At 42.3% G+C, this 18,417-nt stretch carries 14 protein-coding genes and 1 pseudogene; 12 read left to right on the plus strand and 3 right to left on the minus strand.

The features are described 5' to 3' along the window. The first annotated feature begins 20 nt into the window (after positions 1-20). From ACED46_RS17205 to ACED46_RS17235, 7 genes and pseudogenes are all read left to right on the plus strand, one after another. On the plus strand, positions 21-3,149 hold the full coding sequence (locus ACED46_RS17205; protein ID WP_371722001.1) for a type I restriction endonuclease subunit R: 3,129 nt from the start codon (positions 21-23) through the stop codon (positions 3,147-3,149). Between the two features lie 7 nt (positions 3,150-3,156). After that, entirely contained in the window at positions 3,157-4,788 is a 1,632-nt protein-coding gene (locus tag ACED46_RS17210; RefSeq protein ID WP_371721995.1) for a class I SAM-dependent DNA methyltransferase, read from the plus strand. After that, complete coding sequence (locus ACED46_RS17215; protein ID WP_371721996.1) at positions 4,781-6,040, plus strand: restriction endonuclease subunit S; 1,260 nt, start codon at positions 4,781-4,783, stop codon at positions 6,038-6,040. Before ACED46_RS17210 ends, ACED46_RS17215 begins: the two co-directional genes overlap by 8 nt. Next, the gene (locus tag ACED46_RS17220; protein WP_371722002.1) at positions 6,040-6,585 is read left to right on the plus strand and encodes a hypothetical protein; all 546 of its coding nucleotides are present in this window, start codon (positions 6,040-6,042) and stop codon (positions 6,583-6,585) included. The genes ACED46_RS17215 and ACED46_RS17220 overlap by 1 nt, the downstream gene beginning before the upstream one ends. Before the next feature lie 2 nt (positions 6,586-6,587). Next, the gene (locus ACED46_RS17225; protein ID WP_371721997.1) at positions 6,588-7,418 is read left to right on the plus strand and encodes an ATP F0F1 synthase synthase; all 831 of its coding nucleotides are present in this window, start codon (positions 6,588-6,590) and stop codon (positions 7,416-7,418) included. 231 nt (positions 7,419-7,649) lie between these two features. Further along, positions 7,650-7,832: pseudogene (locus tag ACED46_RS17230) on the plus strand (NAD(P)/FAD-dependent oxidoreductase); the annotation flags it as partial. Positions 7,833-8,358: 526 nt separating this feature from the next. Further along, the gene (locus ACED46_RS17235; protein WP_017079352.1) at positions 8,359-9,249 is read left to right on the plus strand and encodes a LysR family transcriptional regulator; all 891 of its coding nucleotides are present in this window, start codon (positions 8,359-8,361) and stop codon (positions 9,247-9,249) included. Positions 9,250-9,259: 10 nt separating this feature from the next. Here ACED46_RS17235 and ACED46_RS17240 read toward each other — a convergent pair whose 3' ends face one another. The 3 genes from ACED46_RS17240 to ACED46_RS17250 all read right to left on the minus strand — a co-directional run bounded on the left by ACED46_RS17240 (position 9,260) and on the right by ACED46_RS17250 (position 13,258). Beyond that, positions 9,260-10,792, minus strand: a complete 1,533-nt coding sequence (locus ACED46_RS17240) for an AbgT family transporter (protein WP_102332585.1) — start codon at positions 10,790-10,792, stop codon at positions 9,260-9,262. A 56-nt stretch (positions 10,793-10,848) separates the two neighbouring features. Continuing rightward, the gene (locus tag ACED46_RS17245) at positions 10,849-12,021 is read right to left on the minus strand and encodes an amidohydrolase (RefSeq protein WP_017079350.1); all 1,173 of its coding nucleotides are present in this window, start codon (positions 12,019-12,021) and stop codon (positions 10,849-10,851) included. 328 nt (positions 12,022-12,349) lie between these two features. Beyond that, positions 12,350-13,258 (minus strand): DMT family transporter, encoded by a 909-nt coding sequence (locus ACED46_RS17250; protein WP_136974894.1) that lies wholly within the window; start codon positions 13,256-13,258, stop codon positions 12,350-12,352. 138 nt (positions 13,259-13,396) lie between these two features. Between ACED46_RS17250 and rmuC the strand changes: the two genes are divergently transcribed. The 5 genes from rmuC to tatA all read left to right on the plus strand — a co-directional run bounded on the left by rmuC (position 13,397) and on the right by tatA (position 18,416). Beyond that, on the plus strand, positions 13,397-14,929 hold the full coding sequence (rmuC, locus tag ACED46_RS17255) for a DNA recombination protein RmuC (protein ID WP_371721998.1): 1,533 nt from the start codon (positions 13,397-13,399) through the stop codon (positions 14,927-14,929). A gap of 65 nt (positions 14,930-14,994) precedes the next feature. Continuing rightward, positions 14,995-15,774 carry a bifunctional demethylmenaquinone methyltransferase/2-methoxy-6-polyprenyl-1,4-benzoquinol methylase UbiE gene (gene ubiE / locus ACED46_RS17260; RefSeq protein WP_026012235.1) on the plus strand — a complete coding sequence of 260 codons (780 nt, stop codon included), beginning with the start codon at positions 14,995-14,997 and terminating at the stop codon, positions 15,772-15,774. A 97-nt stretch (positions 15,775-15,871) separates the two neighbouring features. Then, on the plus strand, positions 15,872-16,477 hold the full coding sequence (locus ACED46_RS17265; RefSeq protein WP_019350537.1) for an SCP2 domain-containing protein: 606 nt from the start codon (positions 15,872-15,874) through the stop codon (positions 16,475-16,477). Further along, positions 16,474-18,108, plus strand: a complete 1,635-nt coding sequence (gene ubiB / locus ACED46_RS17270; RefSeq protein ID WP_017079346.1) for a ubiquinone biosynthesis regulatory protein kinase UbiB — start codon at positions 16,474-16,476, stop codon at positions 18,106-18,108. The genes ACED46_RS17265 and ubiB overlap by 4 nt, the downstream gene beginning before the upstream one ends. A gap of 53 nt (positions 18,109-18,161) precedes the next feature. Further along, the gene (gene tatA / locus ACED46_RS17275) at positions 18,162-18,416 is read left to right on the plus strand and encodes a Sec-independent protein translocase subunit TatA (protein ID WP_017060154.1); all 255 of its coding nucleotides are present in this window, start codon (positions 18,162-18,164) and stop codon (positions 18,414-18,416) included. The last annotated feature ends 1 nt before the right edge of the window (position 18,417 follow it).

Raw genomic sequence — 18,417 nt, forward strand, 5'->3', positions numbered from 1 at the left:
AGGTTACGACGTTCGTTTCGATGATTGAATGTGTCGATTTAAAGACGCTTACTTTAAAGCAGGCTACTTGGTGCACTGATACCAACATTTTCCCGGATATCTTCAAAGAGTCGATTGAACGTATTAATCCTAGAATGGATGGTGGGGATATTGAACGTTGCTTGGATGACTTGAAGTTAAGCTTAGACAATGAAGATCTAGGCCGTGCTTTTTATGAAAAACTGACGAGTCGTTCCGGTACAAAACTCATCGATTTTGATGACTTCTCAAAAAATAGCCTACACGTAGTAACAGAGCTTACATACAAGAACGGTGATGAAAAGTTTCGTCCAGATATCATTCTGCTCATTAACGGTATGCCTTTAGTCTTTATTGAGGTTAAAAAACCAAATAATAAAGATGGTGTTCTAGATGAACGCAAGCGAATCAATGAACGTTTCCAAAATCCCAAATTTAGACGCTTCGTTAATATTACTCAGCTCATGCTGTTTTCTAATAACATGGAGTACGATGATGGTAGCCCCGAGCCTATTCAAGGGGCGTTCTATGCGAGTTCATCTTATACAAAGCCTACCTTCAACTACTTCCGAGAAGAAGAAGTTCTTAATCTTACTAAGCTACTTAAGCCTTTAGCCGATGAGACTGAGAACTTTGTTCTAAAAGACAATAACTACACTGTTATTAAACATAGCCCTGAATTCCTCACCAACAAAGACTATGACGCGCCAACCAATAGAATATGCACGTCACTTCTTAACCCAGAGCGCCTTGCGTTCATGCTGAGATATTCGCTAGCGTACGTTAAAGAAACTGATGGTCTACAAAAACACGTGATGCGTTATCCACAGCTGTTTGCGACCAAAGCGATTGAAAATAAGTTAAGTGAAGGCATTAAGAAAGGCATTATTTGGCATACCCAGGGAAGTGGAAAAACGGCTCTGGCTTATTACAACGTAAGGCACTTAACTGACTACTATCAAAAGCAACACATAATCCCTAAGTTCTATTTTATTGTTGACCGGATTGATCTACTTATTCAGGCACAGCGTGAATTTACGAGTCGTGGGTTAATGGTTCATACTGTGAACTCTAGAGAAGCTTTTGCTCAGAGTATCAAGGCAACTAAGGTGATCCATAATGATTCGGGTAAGCCGGAGATCACCGTTGTTAATATTCAAAAGTTCGAGGATGACCCTAGTGTTCTACGAACAGTTGATTATGACGTCAGTATCCAACGTGTTTACTTTTTAGATGAAGTGCATCGTAGCTACAACCCTAAAGGTAGTTTCTTAGCCAACCTCACCCAGTCAGACCCCAATGCAATTAAGATAGGTCTAACAGGTACTCCGTTGCTTCTGGAGGAAAAGGATAAAGATCCAACTAAAGAGTCCAAAGCATTTAGCTCTAAACAGATTTTTGGCAATTACATCCACAAGTATTACTACAACGCGTCAATTGCAGATGGCTATACCTTACGTTTAATTCGTGAAGAGATTGCTAGCAATTATGTCATGGCAATGCGTGAAGCTCTGCAAGAGGTAGAATTGCAGCAAGGAAGTATCGATAAGAAGCAAGCCTATGCCCACCCTAGATTCGTAGAACCTATGCTGAACTACATCGTTCAGGACTTTGAAAAAAGCCGCTCTTCGTGGGGAGATAACAGCATTGGTGGAATGGTAATTTGTGATAGCTCTGAACAAGCAAAAGAACTTTTCAAACAGTTTAATGCTATTTATGCCACCAGGCCTGTTTTACCTGCTAGTTCTAAGTCTGAAGAGGCAGTGGTAAAAGAAAGCGTTATTCATGAGCCAAGGGCTAGCTACAACGAAAAGTTAAAACGAGATAACCAAGTACATTCAGCTGCTCTGATTTTACATGATGTAGGTAGTAAGGAAGAGCGTAAAGAGTGGGTAGAACAATATAAAGCAGGTGAAATAGACTTCGTGTTTGTCTACAACATGCTACTTACGGGCTTTGATGCTAAACGATTGAAAAAGCTTTATTTAGGTCGAGTCATTAAAAAGCACAACCTACTTCAAGCGTTAACACGTGTAAACCGCACCTACAAAGAGTTCCGCTATGGTTACGTAGTTGATTTTGCTGATATCAGCGCTGAATTTGACGCGACCAATAAAGCCTATTTTGATGAGCTAAAAAATGAACTTGGCGATGAAATGGACAGTTATTCCAACTTGTTCAAAAGTCATGAAGAAGTGTGCGAAGAGATTGAGTACATAAAAGATGTGTTATTCCAATTCGATACTGAGAACACTGAATTGTTCCAGCAACAGATTGGCCAGATCTCAGATCGCAAACAGATACTCGCTTTAAAAAAAGCCTTAGAGAGTGCTAAAGACCTGTATAATCTCATCCGCCTTCAAGGGGATACTGAGCAGCTTCAGGAGCTAGATTTCGCTAAGCTTAACGTCTTGTACAGATATACCAATGATCACTTGGGAAGCTTGAACTTAAAAGAGCAAATAGAGAACAGTACCGATACCACTAACTTACTAAATGCGGCGCTAGAAGATGTCGTATTTATGTTTACTAAGGTCGGTGAAAGTGAACTTAAGTTAGCAGACGAACTTAAAAACACCTTACGCAAAACCCGTGAGGCTTTGGCTGGTAACATAGACCAAGCTGACCCGAAATTTATTGCTTTGAAAGAAGAGTTAGAACGCCTATTCAAAACCAAGAATTTGAGTGAAGTAAGCCAAGAACAGATGGATCAGAACATTGGTGCTTTGCGAAAGATTCATGAGCGAGTAAAGGTGCTTAACCAAGAAAACAGCCGTTATAAAGCTAAATACTTAGGTGATGAAAAGTACGCTAGAACTCATAAGCGACTCCTTGAGGGTAAACGAGGAGAAGGCCAGCATAGTAAGCTGTTTGAGAGCACTGAAAACTTAGTTGAACGCCGTATTTTTGAAGCTCTAGCGGCAATCAAGCAGCTAACTGATGAGCAAGTGTTGAACAATCAGCAGTTGCTCAATAACGAGAGCTATTTTGAACGTACAGTGATGCCTAACACCATCAAACAGTTCAAGATGGAACAAAAAATCAACTTAACTCCTGTAGCCGCGAAACATATCAATACTTTGGTGGTACGAGAGTATTTAAACGAATTTAACGGCCGAGCGCCGTGGTAGGAAACAAATGGTAGAACAAGATTTTCAGAGTAAAACTAAGCAGCTGATTGATGATTTAAAATCAACCTGTGCCCGTAATGGTCTAGGTAATGATGCGAGTGAGTTTAAGATCATTACTCAGGTGTTTTTGTATAAGTTACTGAACGATAAGTTCACTTATGAAACGAAGCAAATAGAACCCAAGCTAGCAAGCAGCGACAACTGGGAACAAGCGTTTCTCGCACTAAGCGATAATGAGCGAGAAATGCTGGCGATGCAGTTGCCAGCCGATGCGGCAGAGCTAAAACAAGAGCACTTCATCTCAACTTTGTTTGCAAAACAAAATGAAGCTGATTTCGCTAAGCTTTTCGATGACACACTACGCGATATCTCTATGCTAAATAGCGATACCTTCTCAGTAATGACAGACTCGGGTGAAAAGGTGGCACTGTTTGAATCGATTAGTGAATACGTGACCGTTAGTAAGCGTGATGACTTTTGTCGTGCGATCATTAATAGCATTGCTGAGTTTAGTTTTGAGCGTATTTTTACTCAAAAGTACGACTTCTATGCCGTGATCTTTGAATACCTAATAAAAGACTACAACAGTAATTCAGGCGGCAAGTATGCCGAGTACTATACACCTCATGCCGTTGCTCGCATTATGGCTAACATTCTTGTGCCAGAAGAACAGCAAGGAAAAGTCAGTAACGTAAGCTGTTATGACCCATCAGCCGGCTCCGGTACTTTACTGATGAACGTTGCACATGCCATTGGTGAAAGCCGTTGCTCTATCTTTACTCAAGATATCTCGAAGAAGTCATCGAACCTTCTTCGACTGAACTTAATTTTAAACAATTTGGTGCATTCAATTCCTAATGTGATTGAAGGTGACACATTACGTCATCCTCACCATAAGGAAGGAGCTGCTCTAAAGAAATTTGATTACATTGTATCTAATCCACCTTTTAAATTGGACTTTAGTGAAATTAGTGAAGAGCTAGAAAGTAAAGAGAACCAAAAGCGTTTTTTTGCTGGAGTACCTAAAGTACCGAAAAAAGAGAAGGATAAGATGAAGATCTATACCCTTTTCTTACAACACATTATCTACTCGCTTAAACCTAGCGGAAAAGCCGCTGTTGTTGTACCAACAGGCTTTATTACTGCAAAATCAGGTATTGATAATAAGATACTGAAAAAACTTGTTAAAGATGAAATGTTGGCGGGCGTCGTTTCAATGCCAGCTAATATTTTTGCGACTACAAATACAAATGTATCGATAATTTTTATTGATAAGTCTAATAAAGACAGTGTTGTTTTGGTTGATGCCTCCCAGTTGGGTGAAAAAGTGAAAGATGGGAAAAACCAAAAAACAGTTCTATCAGCTGTCGAAGAACAACAAATTATAGACGTGTTTAACAATAAAGATTCGGTTGATGGCTTTTCAGTTTCAGTTAGTTATGAAGAAATTGAAGATAAGAACTTCAATTTGAATGCTGGTCAATATTTTGATGTAAAAATGGATTATGTGGAGATAACATCGGAGCGATTTTTAAATAAAATTAAAGACTTAAATGAAAATTTAGAAAGTTTGTTTGATGAGTCACGAGAGTTAGAACTCAAAGTTAAAAACCAACTGGCGAGTCTACAGTATGAGTAATTGGCCAATATCTAGCCTTAAGGGGAAGCTGTTTATTAAACATGGTTTTCCTTTTAAGAGTGAGTTCTTTACTAATGAAGTAACAGACTACATTGTTCTTACTCCTGGCAACTTCTACGAAGAAGGGGGTTTCAAAAGCCAGGTTGGAAAAGAAAAGTACTATACTGGAGATGTGCCACAAGGTTACCTCCATAAAGCTGGTGACTTGATTGTTGCGATGACAGAGCAGGCTGCTGGTTTACTAGGTAGTTGTGCTCGAGTTCCAAAGTCTGATCATTACTTACATAATCAACGATTAGGGTTGATTACGACTGATCCAGAGAAATTACTTGTAGAATATGTTTATCACTTATTTAAAACTAAAAGTGTACGTGAACAGATACGCCTAACTTCGTCAGGCTCAAAAGTTAAGCACACATCTCCAGAAAGAATCTATGATGTGAAAGTCCCTCTTCCGGATGTTATTGAGCAAAAAAAAATACTAAAAGTGCTCGATGATCTTGAGAGTAAGATCAATTTGAATCGTCGTATTAGTTCTGAATTAGAACAAATAGCTAAAACAATATATGACTATTGGTTCATACAATTTGATTTTCCAGACCTTCGTAATAGGCCCTACAAAAAGTCTGGAGGGAAAATGATTTATAACAAAACTTTAAGGCATGAAATTCCAGAGGGGTGGGAGGTTAAAAAGTTAGGCAAGGTGGTTAAAACATCCCTGGGAGGAACACCTTCAACCAAAAATGCAGAGTACTGGGATAACGCCGATATTCCTTGGCTCAATTCTGGTGAAGTCGCTAACTTCCCCATAATTGGTTCCGAAGAAAACGTTACCCTATCTGGTTTAGGTAACTCTGCGGCAGAACTTATGCCCAAAGGAAGTGTTGTTCTATCTATTGTTAGACATTTACGGGTATCAATTTTAGCTATAGATGCCGCTTTTAATCAGTCGGTTGTTGGATTACGAGAAACTGAAACATTGAAGAATGGTTTTCTTTATCCTTATTTATCGCGTGAGTTACCAAGGTTAATGTCTTTGAGAACAGGGGCTCAACAACCGCATATAAATAAAGGCATAGTTGATGATTCGAACATCATAATCCCCAAAGAAGATGTTTTGAAAGAGTATTACAAGATAATAGAACCAATATTTGAGAAAATTAATGTTGTATCTTTGGAAAGTAAAAAACTCGAAGAACTTCGTGATTGGCTTCTCCCAATGCTAATGAATGGTCAAGTTACGGTGAAATGATGAACATTGCGTATCGGCTCCTGCTCACGGTTACGGCAACGTCCTTGTTGTTGATAATCTTTGTGGTGCAGAAGGCTTACACGTTGGGTTACTTTTTTGATAAGTGCACATACTTAGTCACCTTGCCGAACGCAATTTCATACATTTTTTACCTCCTAATACCAATATCGTTAAGTGGGCTGAGTATTTTCTTCAGTCGATACCTTGGTAAAGATGAGTTCAAAGCGGGACAGGTGGTTGAGGTTGAGTATGCTAATAACAGCTTTCTTCCTAGCTACTTAGGCTACTTTTTTGTTGCATTAAGTATCGGCAACTGGGAAACCTTGTTTTTTGTCTATGGTGTTCTGTTCGTGTTTACTTTCTTATCACAGGCACTTTACTTCAACCCACTATTTTTATTGTTTGGATTTGAGTTCTACAACATCAAAACGAAAAATGGTGCAACCATCTTTTTGATAAGCCGAGAGCGCTATAAAACACCACGTGATATAGTGATAGGCAAAGCTTATCGTATTAATAATTATACATTTATTGAGCGAGGGTAATCGTGGATTCAGTACTGACTAAAGTTAAAGGTCGCAATAAAAAGAATGTCTTTAAGTTGCTTTCCGACGAAACACTGTTCGAGGAGTTGGTCGTTACTGATGATACCAGTGTTGATTATGCCCCTGACCACAACCTAGACGAAGATTCGTGGTTTAAAATCGATAACTTTAGTCAACAGCCATACTGTCTTGATATTCTTAAAGTCGATTTTGATTCAAAAGATTATGACGACCTTCCAAAAGCTAAGTTTAAAGACATTGCTCAGCTTTATGCTATTCAAGGCAATAATTTCTATTTTCAAAAAATAACGCCTTCTCTTTTTGTTACCAAGAAGATGATTGCATTCGGTGAAGCCGCGGAGCTTGAAAGTACTGAAAAGCGTTTGGTTGTTAATCAAGTGGCTGATGCTATCTACTACAAAGCGCAGGATAAGTTAGTATTTAAGAGTCTAGCGACAATATCTAGCATCTTTAAAGGTATTGATGAGCTCTATAAAGAAGCAACAAAAGAAGAGGTTGAAAAGTTCTTAGAAGAGGACTTTATTGAGCTTGCTGATGGTTATGATACGTCGAAGGTATCAAAGCCTAACCGTAAACGTATCGCATTGGCAATGGATACACTGGCGGCATTACCAGTGGAAGAACGAGACCAAATGTATTCGTATATTCATAGTTACTGTGAGCAAAAGTTAACGTTCGATAAAGAAAACAGTAAGTTTGAAATCAACTCAGACGATGAGCTGAAATATTTGCTCTACGGTATTGAACAGCGTTTTTACACTACACCTTTAGGGCATGAAAAGCGTTTGGCTAATTCAGTCCAACCAATGTAATACACTAGTTGAATAGTTATGCATTGTTATTTGATGTTATCGGGTTCTTAGCAAAGCCCATGACATCTCCCCAATGCGGTTTAAAAATGTGGGTATAACCATTGTTGAACTGCTAATTTGGTTTTTACATCAGTTCGGTTTCTTGAGAACTTACAGCGCTGCAAGTTAAGCTTGAAGCATAAAATACAGAATTGATAAATTGTATTTTGACAACTTATGGACTGTGTTAGGAAAACAGCGGAAGTGACTCTAGGCGGTGTGGACACCAATCATCTATCTTCAAAAACCATGGAATGTAAGACGGTTTCTGGCCTCTACTTCATCGGTGAAGTAATGGACGTAACAGGTTGGTTAGGAGGATATAACTTCCAATGGTGCTGGAGCTCTGGCTTTGCAGCAGGCCAGTGGGTTTAAGAGTGACAGACAACAGGTTTGTCTCTTAATAGTGACAGCCACTAATTATCCCTCGAGAGTAGCTATTTTGCATTCTTACATTTAGTTTCTTTGGTGACTAAATTTCAACTTTCAAACCAAAACTCAATTTGTAATCGTCTTTATTGGGCTCTGAGTTGTTAGAGCCTAGTTTGGATAACATATATGCTTCACGGTTAATTTAACTTTCAAATCTAAACCCGCAATAATTTCCTATCTAACGCTAAACTGTTAACGCACCTCACATCTCATGGAACACTGAACAACCATAAGCATCAGTAAAGTCCAACTCCTTAGTCACTTCGCACTCTAAATTGGAAGGGCACAGAACGGTTGTAAAACTTTCTGCTTGATATGATTTTTAATGAGAAGCCACACACATTGTAGCAACCCATGACGCTGAACTGACTCTATCGCTTTGTGTGAATCTTATATTGTGAGTCTTCTTATTGATGTTTCGTAATCGATAACTTTGTGCAAAGAAAATACTTAAGGTGGTGTCAGTCTTATGGATGTGAGTTATCGACAACTTAAAGCGTTTATTACTCTTGCTGAAACTAAAAGTTTTACAGCCGCGGCTGAACAAATACACATTACGCAATCTGCATTGAGCCAAATGATGCAAAAACTTGCGGTACAAACTGCCTCAGAACTTATTGAGAAAAGAGGCCGAAAAATACTGCTAACTGAAACTGGTCGTACGTTCTATCAAGAAGCTTTGTTCATTGTTAACCGTTTGGATAAGTGGGAGTTGGAAAATAAAGCTCGTCAGCAAGGCTACCATCGAACGCTGGTTATCTCGTCTTTGTATTCAATGTGTTCTTCATTGGTTCCGAAAACCATCAGTGAGCTGAAAAGAACGCACCCATCTTTTTCGTTTCGGTTAATTGAGGAGCGAGTTAATGATATCCATAATTCAGTTCTAGAAGGACGTGCGGATATAGGTATTGGTACTCCCCCTAATAACTCGGAACTAAATTTTGAACTGCTGTTTCGTGATCACTTATGCTTTACCTGTAATAAGGCTCATCACTTGAGTGCAGAGAGTGAGGTTAACTGGAAGCAGGCTCATCAGTATGCTTCTATTGGTATCAGTCCAGGAAATAGTTTAAGAACACTTGCTGACCAGGCATTTATGCGAGCAGGTCTTACCTATGATCCTGAAATTAGTGCGTCACACACTTCAACATTGCTTGGTATGATCGATAGCGGTTTAGGTTCTGCTATTTTATCCTCAACCATCGCTTCATTACATGCTCATGAGAACTTGAGATTTATCCCAATAGTAAAACCAATTCAATATCGTTCAATTGGGCTAATTACAAGAAAAGAAACTCACCGACAGATCATCGATGAGTTTAATCTAATGCTCAGAAAGCAAGTCAGTCTCAAACTGTAGTTTACGCGGTCTACATAGGTCCAACAGGTAGACCTAGCATAGTGTAGGTCAAGAATACAGCTCCCCAGATTGTAAATAGAAAGAATGCATATGGGACCATCATAGCTAGAAATGTACCGAATTTTACGTTGGGGTTATATTTGGCTATCAACGCTAATACCATCGGCACGTAAGGGTTTGTTGGAGATATAATATTGGTTGTTGAGTCTGCGATTCGGTAAGCCATCTGAGTATATTCAGGTGATATATCCAGTAGCATGAATAGTGGAATAAAGACTGGGGCCATGATTGCCCATTGAGCCGAACCACTGAAAACAATCAGGTTCATGAACCCTGCAAGTATCATAAACATGGCTAACATTAATAGCTTTGGCACTTCAACCTGAGCGAGCATTTCAGCGCCATTCACAGCGAAAAATATAGCCAAGTTAGACCAATTAAACCAAGCAATAAATTGGGCAATAACAAAAACTAAGACGATGTAACCCCCAATACCATGCAATGACTTCGCCATCAGATCGGGCACATCACTCGCTTTCTTTATCTCTCCGGCTTTTACACCGTAAACCACGGCATTCATAATGAAAAACGCCATAATTATTGGGATTATGCCAGTAAGGAAGGGAGATGGAACTAAGCCGCCATCGGCGTTTTTCAATGGCGAATCACTTGGAAGTAGTAGCGCCACCATTCCTAGGATAAAAACAATTGATGCGTACCCAGACCATTTTAAAGCTCGTTTTTGAATGTCGGTGACACTATATTTCTCAGGGTTTTCAGTGCTCAGTGGAGACTCTTCGGCAGAGCGTTTTGTTTGCTTATCAAATCGCGGCTCTATGTATTTGTCTGTTATAAGTGTTCCAAGTATGACCAAGAGAGGTACCGAAAGAAGCATGAAGTACCAGTTAGCCGCGGGGCTAACTTCTACAGGTTCAACAATGCGGGCAGCTTCTGTTGAAATACCGGAGAGTAAAACATCCGTTCCTGCGATAAATACGTTGGCAGTAAAGCCTGCGGCCACAGCAACAAAGCCAGCAGCAATTCCTACGACAGGGTTTCGATTGGTCGCAGAGAAAATGATGCCAGCTAAAGGAGGCACTAAGATAAACGCCGCATCAGATGCTAAGTTACCGATGATCCCGGTTAGAAATATAGAGGCAGTTACGAAATTTTTGGGTGCGTTTAAAAGCGATTGTTTAATTGCTGAGTCTGCTAATCCTACTTCTTGAACAAGCCCTACCGCGAGCATCATGCAAAGTACCAAACCAAGAGGTTTAAACGCGATAAAATTTGATACAGCTGAATTTAGAATGTACACAAACCCTTCGCCACTGAGCAGGTTCTTTACTTTGATTTCATCTCCGCTCAAAGGGTGCGCTATATTCCCACCAAAAGTCGACACTATCCAAGACAAGAATATGACCGCTAAGCATAAGGTAATAAACATATAGAATGGATGGGGTATTCGGTCACCAAACTTCTCAATACGATCAATTATGCTGACTTTCTGAGGGAGTTGTTTTTGATCTAGTAAACCTGACATTTCACACTCCTGTGATTATTGAGGGTCACCGTGACCCCTGTGCTAATTTTTATGAGCTAGTTTTGTTGAAGTAGAGAGATGAAGTATGCGGCTCCGGTCGGTAACACTCGATCATTGAAATCGTAGTTCTTGTGGTGCAAGCCTATCGTTTCTCCATTGATGGTTAATCCGTTGCCGATGAACCCATAACATCCCGGTACTTGGTCTAGAAAAAAAGAAAAGTCTTCGCTGGCTAATAAAGCCTCACATGTTGCGTTAACCTGATCATTACCAACGACTGAAGAGGCGGCTTTCACTGCTGTCTCGACTTCGGGGAAGCTGTTGACGGTGGGTGGGTGAGATATTGGACCTAGGGAGAATTGTGCGGTCATGTCGAAAGCCATGGCAGTGTGAGAAACCAAAGTATCAAGTTGAGAGACCAAGCGGTCTCGCACATTTTGGGAGAGAGTTCTGAAGGTGCCACTCATTTGAGCGGTATCAGCGATAGCGTTAGTTGTCTCACCGCAATGTAACTGTGTGACTGAAACGACAAGCGGTTCAAACGGGCTATAAGTTCGACTAACTAAGCCTTGTATACCTTGATAGATATGGGTCGCAACTAATAAAGGATCTTGAGTGTTTTGTGGTAGGCCCGCATGCCCACTTTTGCCATTAATCTGAATAAAGAGACGATCGGAACTTGCCATGATCGGTCCTTCTTTGAATGCGAAATGCCCTTCTGGTATTCCTGGCATGTTATGAAGTGCGTAACATGCATCTAATGGATAGCACTCAAGTAAGCCATCCTGAAGCATTTTTTGCGCGCCACCAACGCCTTCTTCAGCGGGTTGAAAAATGAGTACGGCTTTACCATTAAATTGACGGTTTTTTGCGAGGTATTTTGCTGCATATAGCAGCATTGTGGTATGTCCATCATGTCCACATGCGTGCATTTTTCCGGCCTGACAAGAACGGTGAGAAAAGTTGTTTTCTTCGTGGATCGGCAATGCGTCCAGATCGGCTCTTAAACCTAAAGTTTTTCCGTCACCGAGTTCCCCTTGGATAACCGCAACAACGCCTGTTCCTCCAAAGCGAGAGTCTATTTGTTCAACGCCATATTCCTTGAGCTTGGCGATTACCATACTTTGTGTGTTGTGCTCTTCAAAACCCAGTTCTGGGTGTTGATGAATATTTCGTCTAATTTCTACCATTTCTGGTAGCCACTCTTCTAGTTCTTGTAATAGGGACACGTCATTTCCTTAGGTAACATTTTCATAACATATAATCATGACGGTGTCGTATTACCTAGTTGGATGCGTAATAGTCTTATTAGTAAAACTTATAGCAATCTATATCGAACTTTTTGATGTGGTGTTTTTGAATATCGGAGGTGTTGGGGTTATTCGCTGAAAATGACTTCAGTGAAATATTAGGGAACTAACATGACTCTAGAGGTAGATGCTTAATAATTAAAATAAAAATGGCGAGTCATAGGACTCGCCATTTTTGTATTCAAAGCTTGTTATCGTTGATAATTCGGGAAGTCGCGTAGTGCGATAATCCTAATCTTTCTGGGCATTAACTTTCAGGGCTGAGGTTGTTTTTCTTCTTTCCCCATTTGATCTGCTGGATAACAAGGCCGGCAATGATAAGTACCAAGCCAAACAGGGTCGCTGGGTGAATATCTTCACCAATGATGGTCGAAAGTAGCATCAACGAGATAAACGGTGACGCAAAAATCAGATTGCTGATACGCGCTGTGTTGTTGGTCAGCTTCAGTGCTGATAGCCATAAGACAAAGGTAATGCCCATCTCAAACAGGCCTACGTAAGTCACAGCCATCCAACCTTTTGCTGTGATTTGGCTAAAGCTCTCGCCTTCGTAAATGGTTAAACCGATCGCGAAGGGCAATGCCACTAAGAAACCAAGCAATACGCCAATCACAGGGTCAGCCTTGTTTTTGGTGTTTAGAATCCAGTATCCCGCCCAAAGCAAGGTTGAAAGTAGCGCCAGAGCCACACCAAGTGGACTATCGAACTGCATTCCTAGCACATCGCCTTTGGTGGCAATGACCACCACACCCGCATAACTGAAGGTACAAGCAATCCAGTCTTGTTTACGAATCTTTTGCCCCAGAAAAACCGCCGCCATTAAGGTTAGCGTGATAGCCCAGCTGTAGTTGATGGCTTGAGCTTGAGAAGCGGGCAGCAGGTCGTAGGCTTTGAATAGAATCAGGTAATAAGCCAATGGGTTAACCAAGCCGAGCAGCAGGTAATACCAAGGGTTTGAAAGGAACGTTGTACTCAGCTGAGAAAGCTTGCCTTGAAAGGCGCAGACTGCGATCAGCGCAATCGACGACACAATACTGGCAATGGTCAGCATTTGAATCGGTGAAAACTCAGCAAGGGTCAGCTTAAAAGCAGTAGCGACCGTTGACCACAGCAGTACTGCGGAAAGGCCAAAGCCCAAGGCACGACGTTCGTTCATGGCAACTCATTCTAATTTGATGGGACAGAATACGGAGCGCCTAGTCTATCTGTCGAATTTTAATACGGCAAACTGGACATTTATCCAGTATCAAAATACCATTTAATGAGTTATTTCCAATTAGGCTAAATCATTATCATGCAATGGATTATCGAACATCAGGCAACGCTTATTGCTGCAATTTCTGGCGCGCTCGTCAGCGGCGGTGTCGTGGGTTGGTGGATTAAACAGAAGCTCTCTTTTCAGCAGCGATTGCTCGAGCAGCAGCTAGAGTCCGATCGTTTGTTGCATGAATCTCAGCAAGCTCAGCTCAAATCATCACTCGCAGAGGCGCAACAAGAGCTCGATGAGTTAGATGATGACCGAGACAAAGCGGCATTCGAGCTCAAGCAGGCGCACGGTAAGGTGATGGCTGCAATGGAAAAACTGCGCTACTTTGAGGCGGTAAAGCAAGAGCGCCAGCAGTACGCTGATGAGATCAATGTGCTTAAAGATCATAAGTCTGAATTAGAAGCCGAGCTGCGCGAGCAAGAAGCAAGGCATGACCAAGAAAACCTCGCCAATAGCGAAAAGCTGCAGTTGCTAGAGCAAGCTGAATCACGACTTAAGCAGCAGTTTGAATTGTTAGCGAACCAACTGTTTGAAACCAAAACCGCCAAGGTCGATCAGCAGAATAAGCAGAGCCTAGAAGGTTTGTTGTCTCCACTAAGAGAGCAGTTGGAAGGCTTTAAGAAACAAGTGAACGACAGCTTCAGCCAAGAAGCCAAAGAGCGTCATACTTTGGTGCATGAGCTTAAAAACCTGCAGCGTCTTAATGAGAGTATGACGCGTGAAGCGGTGAACCTGACTCAAGCGCTAAAGGGTGACAACAAACAACAAGGTAACTGGGGCGAGGTGGTGCTGGCTCGCGTGCTTGCTGAATCAGGACTGCGCGAAGGCCACGAATACCAAACGCAAGTGAACCTGCAAAACGATGCGGGCAAGCGTTATCAACCGGATGTGATTGTGCATCTGCCACAAGATAAGCAAGTGGTGGTCGATTCCAAAATGGCGTTGGTGGCATTTGAACGCTACTTCAATGCCGAAACCGACCAGCAGCGTGATGCTGCATTGCGTGATCACTTGGTGTCGTTAAGAGCGCACATCAAAGGTTTGAGCCAGAAAGATTATCATCAGCTCAAAGGCATCCAAAGCTTGGATTACGTGTTGATGTTTATCCCGGTTGAGCCAGCATTCCAAGTCGCTATTCAAGCCGACCCTAGCTTGGTGAAAGACGCGATGGAGCAAAATATCATCTTGGTCAGCCCAACGACCTTGCTGGTGGCACTGCGTACCATTGATAACCTGTGGCGTAATGAAAGACAGAACCAGAACGCTCAAGTCATCGCAGAGCGTGCAAGTAAGCTTTACGACAAACTGCGCTTGTTTGTGGATGATATGGAAGGCCTTGGTAGCTCGTTAGATAGAGCCAACCAAAGCTATCAAGGTGCGATGAATAAGCTAGTAACAGGCCGTGGCAACGTGATTCGTCAGGCCGAAAGCTTCAAGCAATTGGGTGTTGAAGTGAAGAAACCGATCTCGATTGGTTTGGCTGAAATGGCGCAAAATGAGGCTTTTTCAGAAAATGCCTCCTTAGTAGAAAGACAACCTGCTGAGGATAAAGTAAACTAATCGGCCGCAGCGCCTCTAAACACAAAGAGCGCTGTCGATGAGAACTTACCATGGTAGATAACAGCATTATGGACACAAGCGTGCAGACAAATTCAGCAGTAGAGTCAGAAACCACACACTTTGGTTTCGAAACAGTCGCAAAAGACGAAAAAGTCGCGAAAGTAGCAGAGGTATTTCACTCTGTAGCCGCTAAATACGACATCATGAATGACTTAATGTCGGGTGGTGTTCACCGCTTGTGGAAGCGATTCACGATTGATTGCAGTGGCGTTCGCCCTGGTCAGCGTATCCTAGATCTTGGTGGTGGTACTGGCGACCTTACTGCGAAATTCTCGCGTATCGTTGGTGAAAAAGGCCACGTGGTTCTTGCTGATATCAACAACTCAATGCTGAATGTTGGCCGTGATAAGCTGCGTGATAGCGGCATTGTTGGCAACGTACACTACGTACAAGCGAACGCTGAAGAGTTGCCATTCCCAGATAACTACTTCGATTGCATTACGATCAGCTTCTGTCTGCGTAACGTAACCGATAAAGACCAAGCGCTGCGTTCTATGTACCGCGTACTTAAGCCGGGTGGCCGTCTGTTGGTTCTTGAGTTTTCTAAGCCAGTGCTTGAGCCACTATCAAAGGTTTACGATGCCTACTCTTTCCACCTGTTGCCAAAAATGGGTGAGCTGATTGCCAACGACGCAGACAGCTACCGTTACCTTGCAGAATCAATCCGCATGCACCCTAACCAAGAAACCTTGGAAGGCATGATGCAAGAAGCGGGTTTTGAAAATACGAAATACTTCAACCTAACGGGCGGCATTGTTGCGCTGCACCGTGGTTACAAGTTCTAGTCGAACTTGGTAGCAGGCTCGTAGGGCGTGCTAAAAATAAGAATAAAGACAGAACGGATAGGTTAAGGCTTATCCGTTTTCAAAGGTAAGGACAGTCATGCCATTTGATCCATTGGTAACCGCGGTTATTGAAACCTCTTTAAATACTTTCGTGAACGATGATCCAGCACTGGTTCGTCGTTTGTCTCGTTTAAAGGGGCAGATCATTCAAGTCAATTTGAAAGAGTTGAATAAAACACTCACTTTCGTTTTCAGCCAACAGATTGATGTGTTGTCAGAATACGAAGGGCAGCCTGACTGCTACCTATCTTTGAACCTATCGGTGTTACCTGAACTGCGTGAGCAATCGAACATCACCAAGCTGATCAAGCAAGATAAGCTGATCTTAGAAGGTGATATTCAACTGGCTCAGAAATTCGCTCAACTGATGACAGACTGCAAGCCTGATTTGGAAGAGTGGTTATCGCGCGTAACGGGTGATGTGGTTGCGCATACCTTGGTGCAAGGCGTTAAAAACGTCGGTGGTTTTGTGGCGAAGCAAGCAACTAAGCATCAAAACCATGTTGCTCAGGTTCTGACAGAAGAGTGGAAGATTGCACCGGCTCCGTTAGAAGTGGTGCATTTTTGCGATCAGGTTGATGACGTAAAAAGCTCGGTAGCTCGCCTTGAAGCTAAGTTGAACGCTCTGTTGGAGAAAATATGACCCCAACAGAACTGAAACGTCTTTATCATATTATCAAGGTACAGTTAGAGTACGGCCTTGATGAATTGATGCCTGAGCACCATTTGACTAAAGCTCCTTTACTGGCGCGAAAGTCACTGTTTTGGCTTAAGAACAAGCATCAAGATAAAGAGTTGGGTCATCGCTTACGCCTTGCGCTGCAAGAACTTGGGCCAGTGTGGATCAAGTTTGGTCAAATGATGTCGACACGTCGTGATCTGTTCCCTCCTCATATCGCTGATCAATTGGCGTTATTGCAAGACCAAGTCGCTCCATTTGATGGTGCATTGGCCAAGCAAGATATGGAAAAGGCACTGGGTGGCAGTTTAGATAACTGGTTTACCGACTTTGATATCGAGCCTCTGGCCTCTGCTTCTATCGCTCAGGTGCATACGGCAAAGCTTAAAGAGAGCGGCCGCGAGATTGTTCTGAAGGTAATTCGCCCTGATATTCGCCCGGTGATTGATGCAGATCTAAAACTGATGCACCGAATGGCGCGTATAGTCGCTAAGTCGCTTCCTGAAGCACGTCGTTTGAAACCGGTTGAGGTCGTTCACGAGTACGAAAAAACGTTAATTGATGAACTAGACCTGCGCCGAGAGGCAGCCAATGCCATTCAGCTGCGACGTAATTTTGAAGGCAGCGAAGAGCTGTATGTCCCAGAGGTTATCCCTGATTTAAGCAGTGAAACCCTGATGGTATCAGAGCGAATCTATGGTATTCAGGTTTCCGATATTGAAACTCTGAACGCCAACGGCACCAACATGAAATTGTTGGCAGAACGTGGTGTGACGGTATTCTTCACTCAAGTATTCCGAGACAGCTTTTTCCATGCCGACATGCACCCGGGTAACGTATTCGTTAATCCAGAAAACCCGGATAACCCTCAGTGGATTGGTTTGGATTGTGGCATTGTTGGCACGCTCAACAGCGAAGATAAGCGTTATTTAGCAGAGAACCTGTTGGCCTTCTTCAATCGAGATTACCGTAAGGTCGCAGAGCTGCACGTGGATTCGGGTTGGGTGCCACACGACACCAACGTTAACGATTTCGAGTTCGCGATTCGTATGGTGTGTGAGCCGATTTTTGCAAAACCACTTGGCGAGATCTCATTTGGCCATGTGTTGCTAAACTTATTTAATACAGCAAGACGTTTCAACATGGAGGTTCAGCCTCAGTTGGTACTTCTACAGAAGACCTTGTTGTATGTGGAAGGCCTAGGTCGTCAGTTGTATCCGCAACTTGATTTGTGGGCAACCGCCAAGCCTTTCCTTGAAACCTGGATGATGAATCAGGTGGGGCCGCAAGCTGTGATCAACGCAGTAAAAGAGCGCGCGCCATTCTGGGCAGAAAAACTGCCAGAGCTGCCAGAGCTACTTTATGACAGCTTGCGCCAAGGTAAAGCGATGAACCACAGAATGGATCAGCTTTATCAAGGTTACCGAGATAGTAAGCGTCAGCAAGCAACTGGAAAGTTTTTGTTTGGCGTTGGAGCCACTTTAGTCGTATGCTCCGCAATATTAGTTTCAAGCCCTTATGAGCAGCTATCTATGGGCTGTGGCATCGCAGGTGTCACATTTTGGTTGCTTAGTTGGCGAGCTTACCGTCGTTAGACAGTAGACTCTCTTAATATTTTTATGTGTAGACAGACCCGAGGACAATGACAATGGGTGGTATAAGTATTTGGCAACTTCTAATCATTGCTGTAATTGTAATTTTGCTATTCGGAACAAAGAAACTGCGCGGTATGGGTGGTGACTTAGGTTCAGCGGTTAAAGGCTTCAAAAAAGCGATGAGCGATGAAGACAAGCCTGCAGATAAGAAAGATGCAGACTTCGAACCAAAGAATATTGAACAGCAGAAGACAGAAGCTCACGCTGAAACAACTGCTGAAACAAAGAAAGACAAAGAGCAGGCGTAAA

The organism is Vibrio sp. 1S139, from assembly GCF_041439475.1.
Classification (GTDB): Bacteria; Pseudomonadota; Gammaproteobacteria; order Enterobacterales; family Vibrionaceae; genus Vibrio; species Vibrio crassostreae_C.

Coding starts and splice junctions, on each gene's coding strand:
- ACED46_RS17265 (WP_019350537.1), top strand. CDS start 15,872: ATGCCATTTGATCCATTGGTAACCGCGGTTATTGAAACCTCTTTAAAT.
- ACED46_RS17240 (WP_102332585.1), bottom strand. CDS start 10,792: ATGTCAGGTTTACTAGATCAAAAACAACTCCCTCAGAAAGTCAGCATA.
- ACED46_RS17210 (WP_371721995.1), top strand. CDS start 3,157: ATGGTAGAACAAGATTTTCAGAGTAAAACTAAGCAGCTGATTGATGAT.
- ACED46_RS17250 (WP_136974894.1), bottom strand. CDS start 13,258: ATGAACGAACGTCGTGCCTTGGGCTTTGGCCTTTCCGCAGTACTGCTG.
- ACED46_RS17205 (WP_371722001.1), top strand. CDS start 21: ATGATTGAATGTGTCGATTTAAAGACGCTTACTTTAAAGCAGGCTACT.
- ubiB (WP_017079346.1), top strand. CDS start 16,474: ATGACCCCAACAGAACTGAAACGTCTTTATCATATTATCAAGGTACAG.
- rmuC (WP_371721998.1), top strand. CDS start 13,397: ATGCAATGGATTATCGAACATCAGGCAACGCTTATTGCTGCAATTTCT.
- ACED46_RS17215 (WP_371721996.1), top strand. CDS start 4,781: ATGAGTAATTGGCCAATATCTAGCCTTAAGGGGAAGCTGTTTATTAAA.
- tatA (WP_017060154.1), top strand. CDS start 18,162: ATGGGTGGTATAAGTATTTGGCAACTTCTAATCATTGCTGTAATTGTA.
- ACED46_RS17220 (WP_371722002.1), top strand. CDS start 6,040: ATGAACATTGCGTATCGGCTCCTGCTCACGGTTACGGCAACGTCCTTG.
- ACED46_RS17235 (WP_017079352.1), top strand. CDS start 8,359: ATGGATGTGAGTTATCGACAACTTAAAGCGTTTATTACTCTTGCTGAA.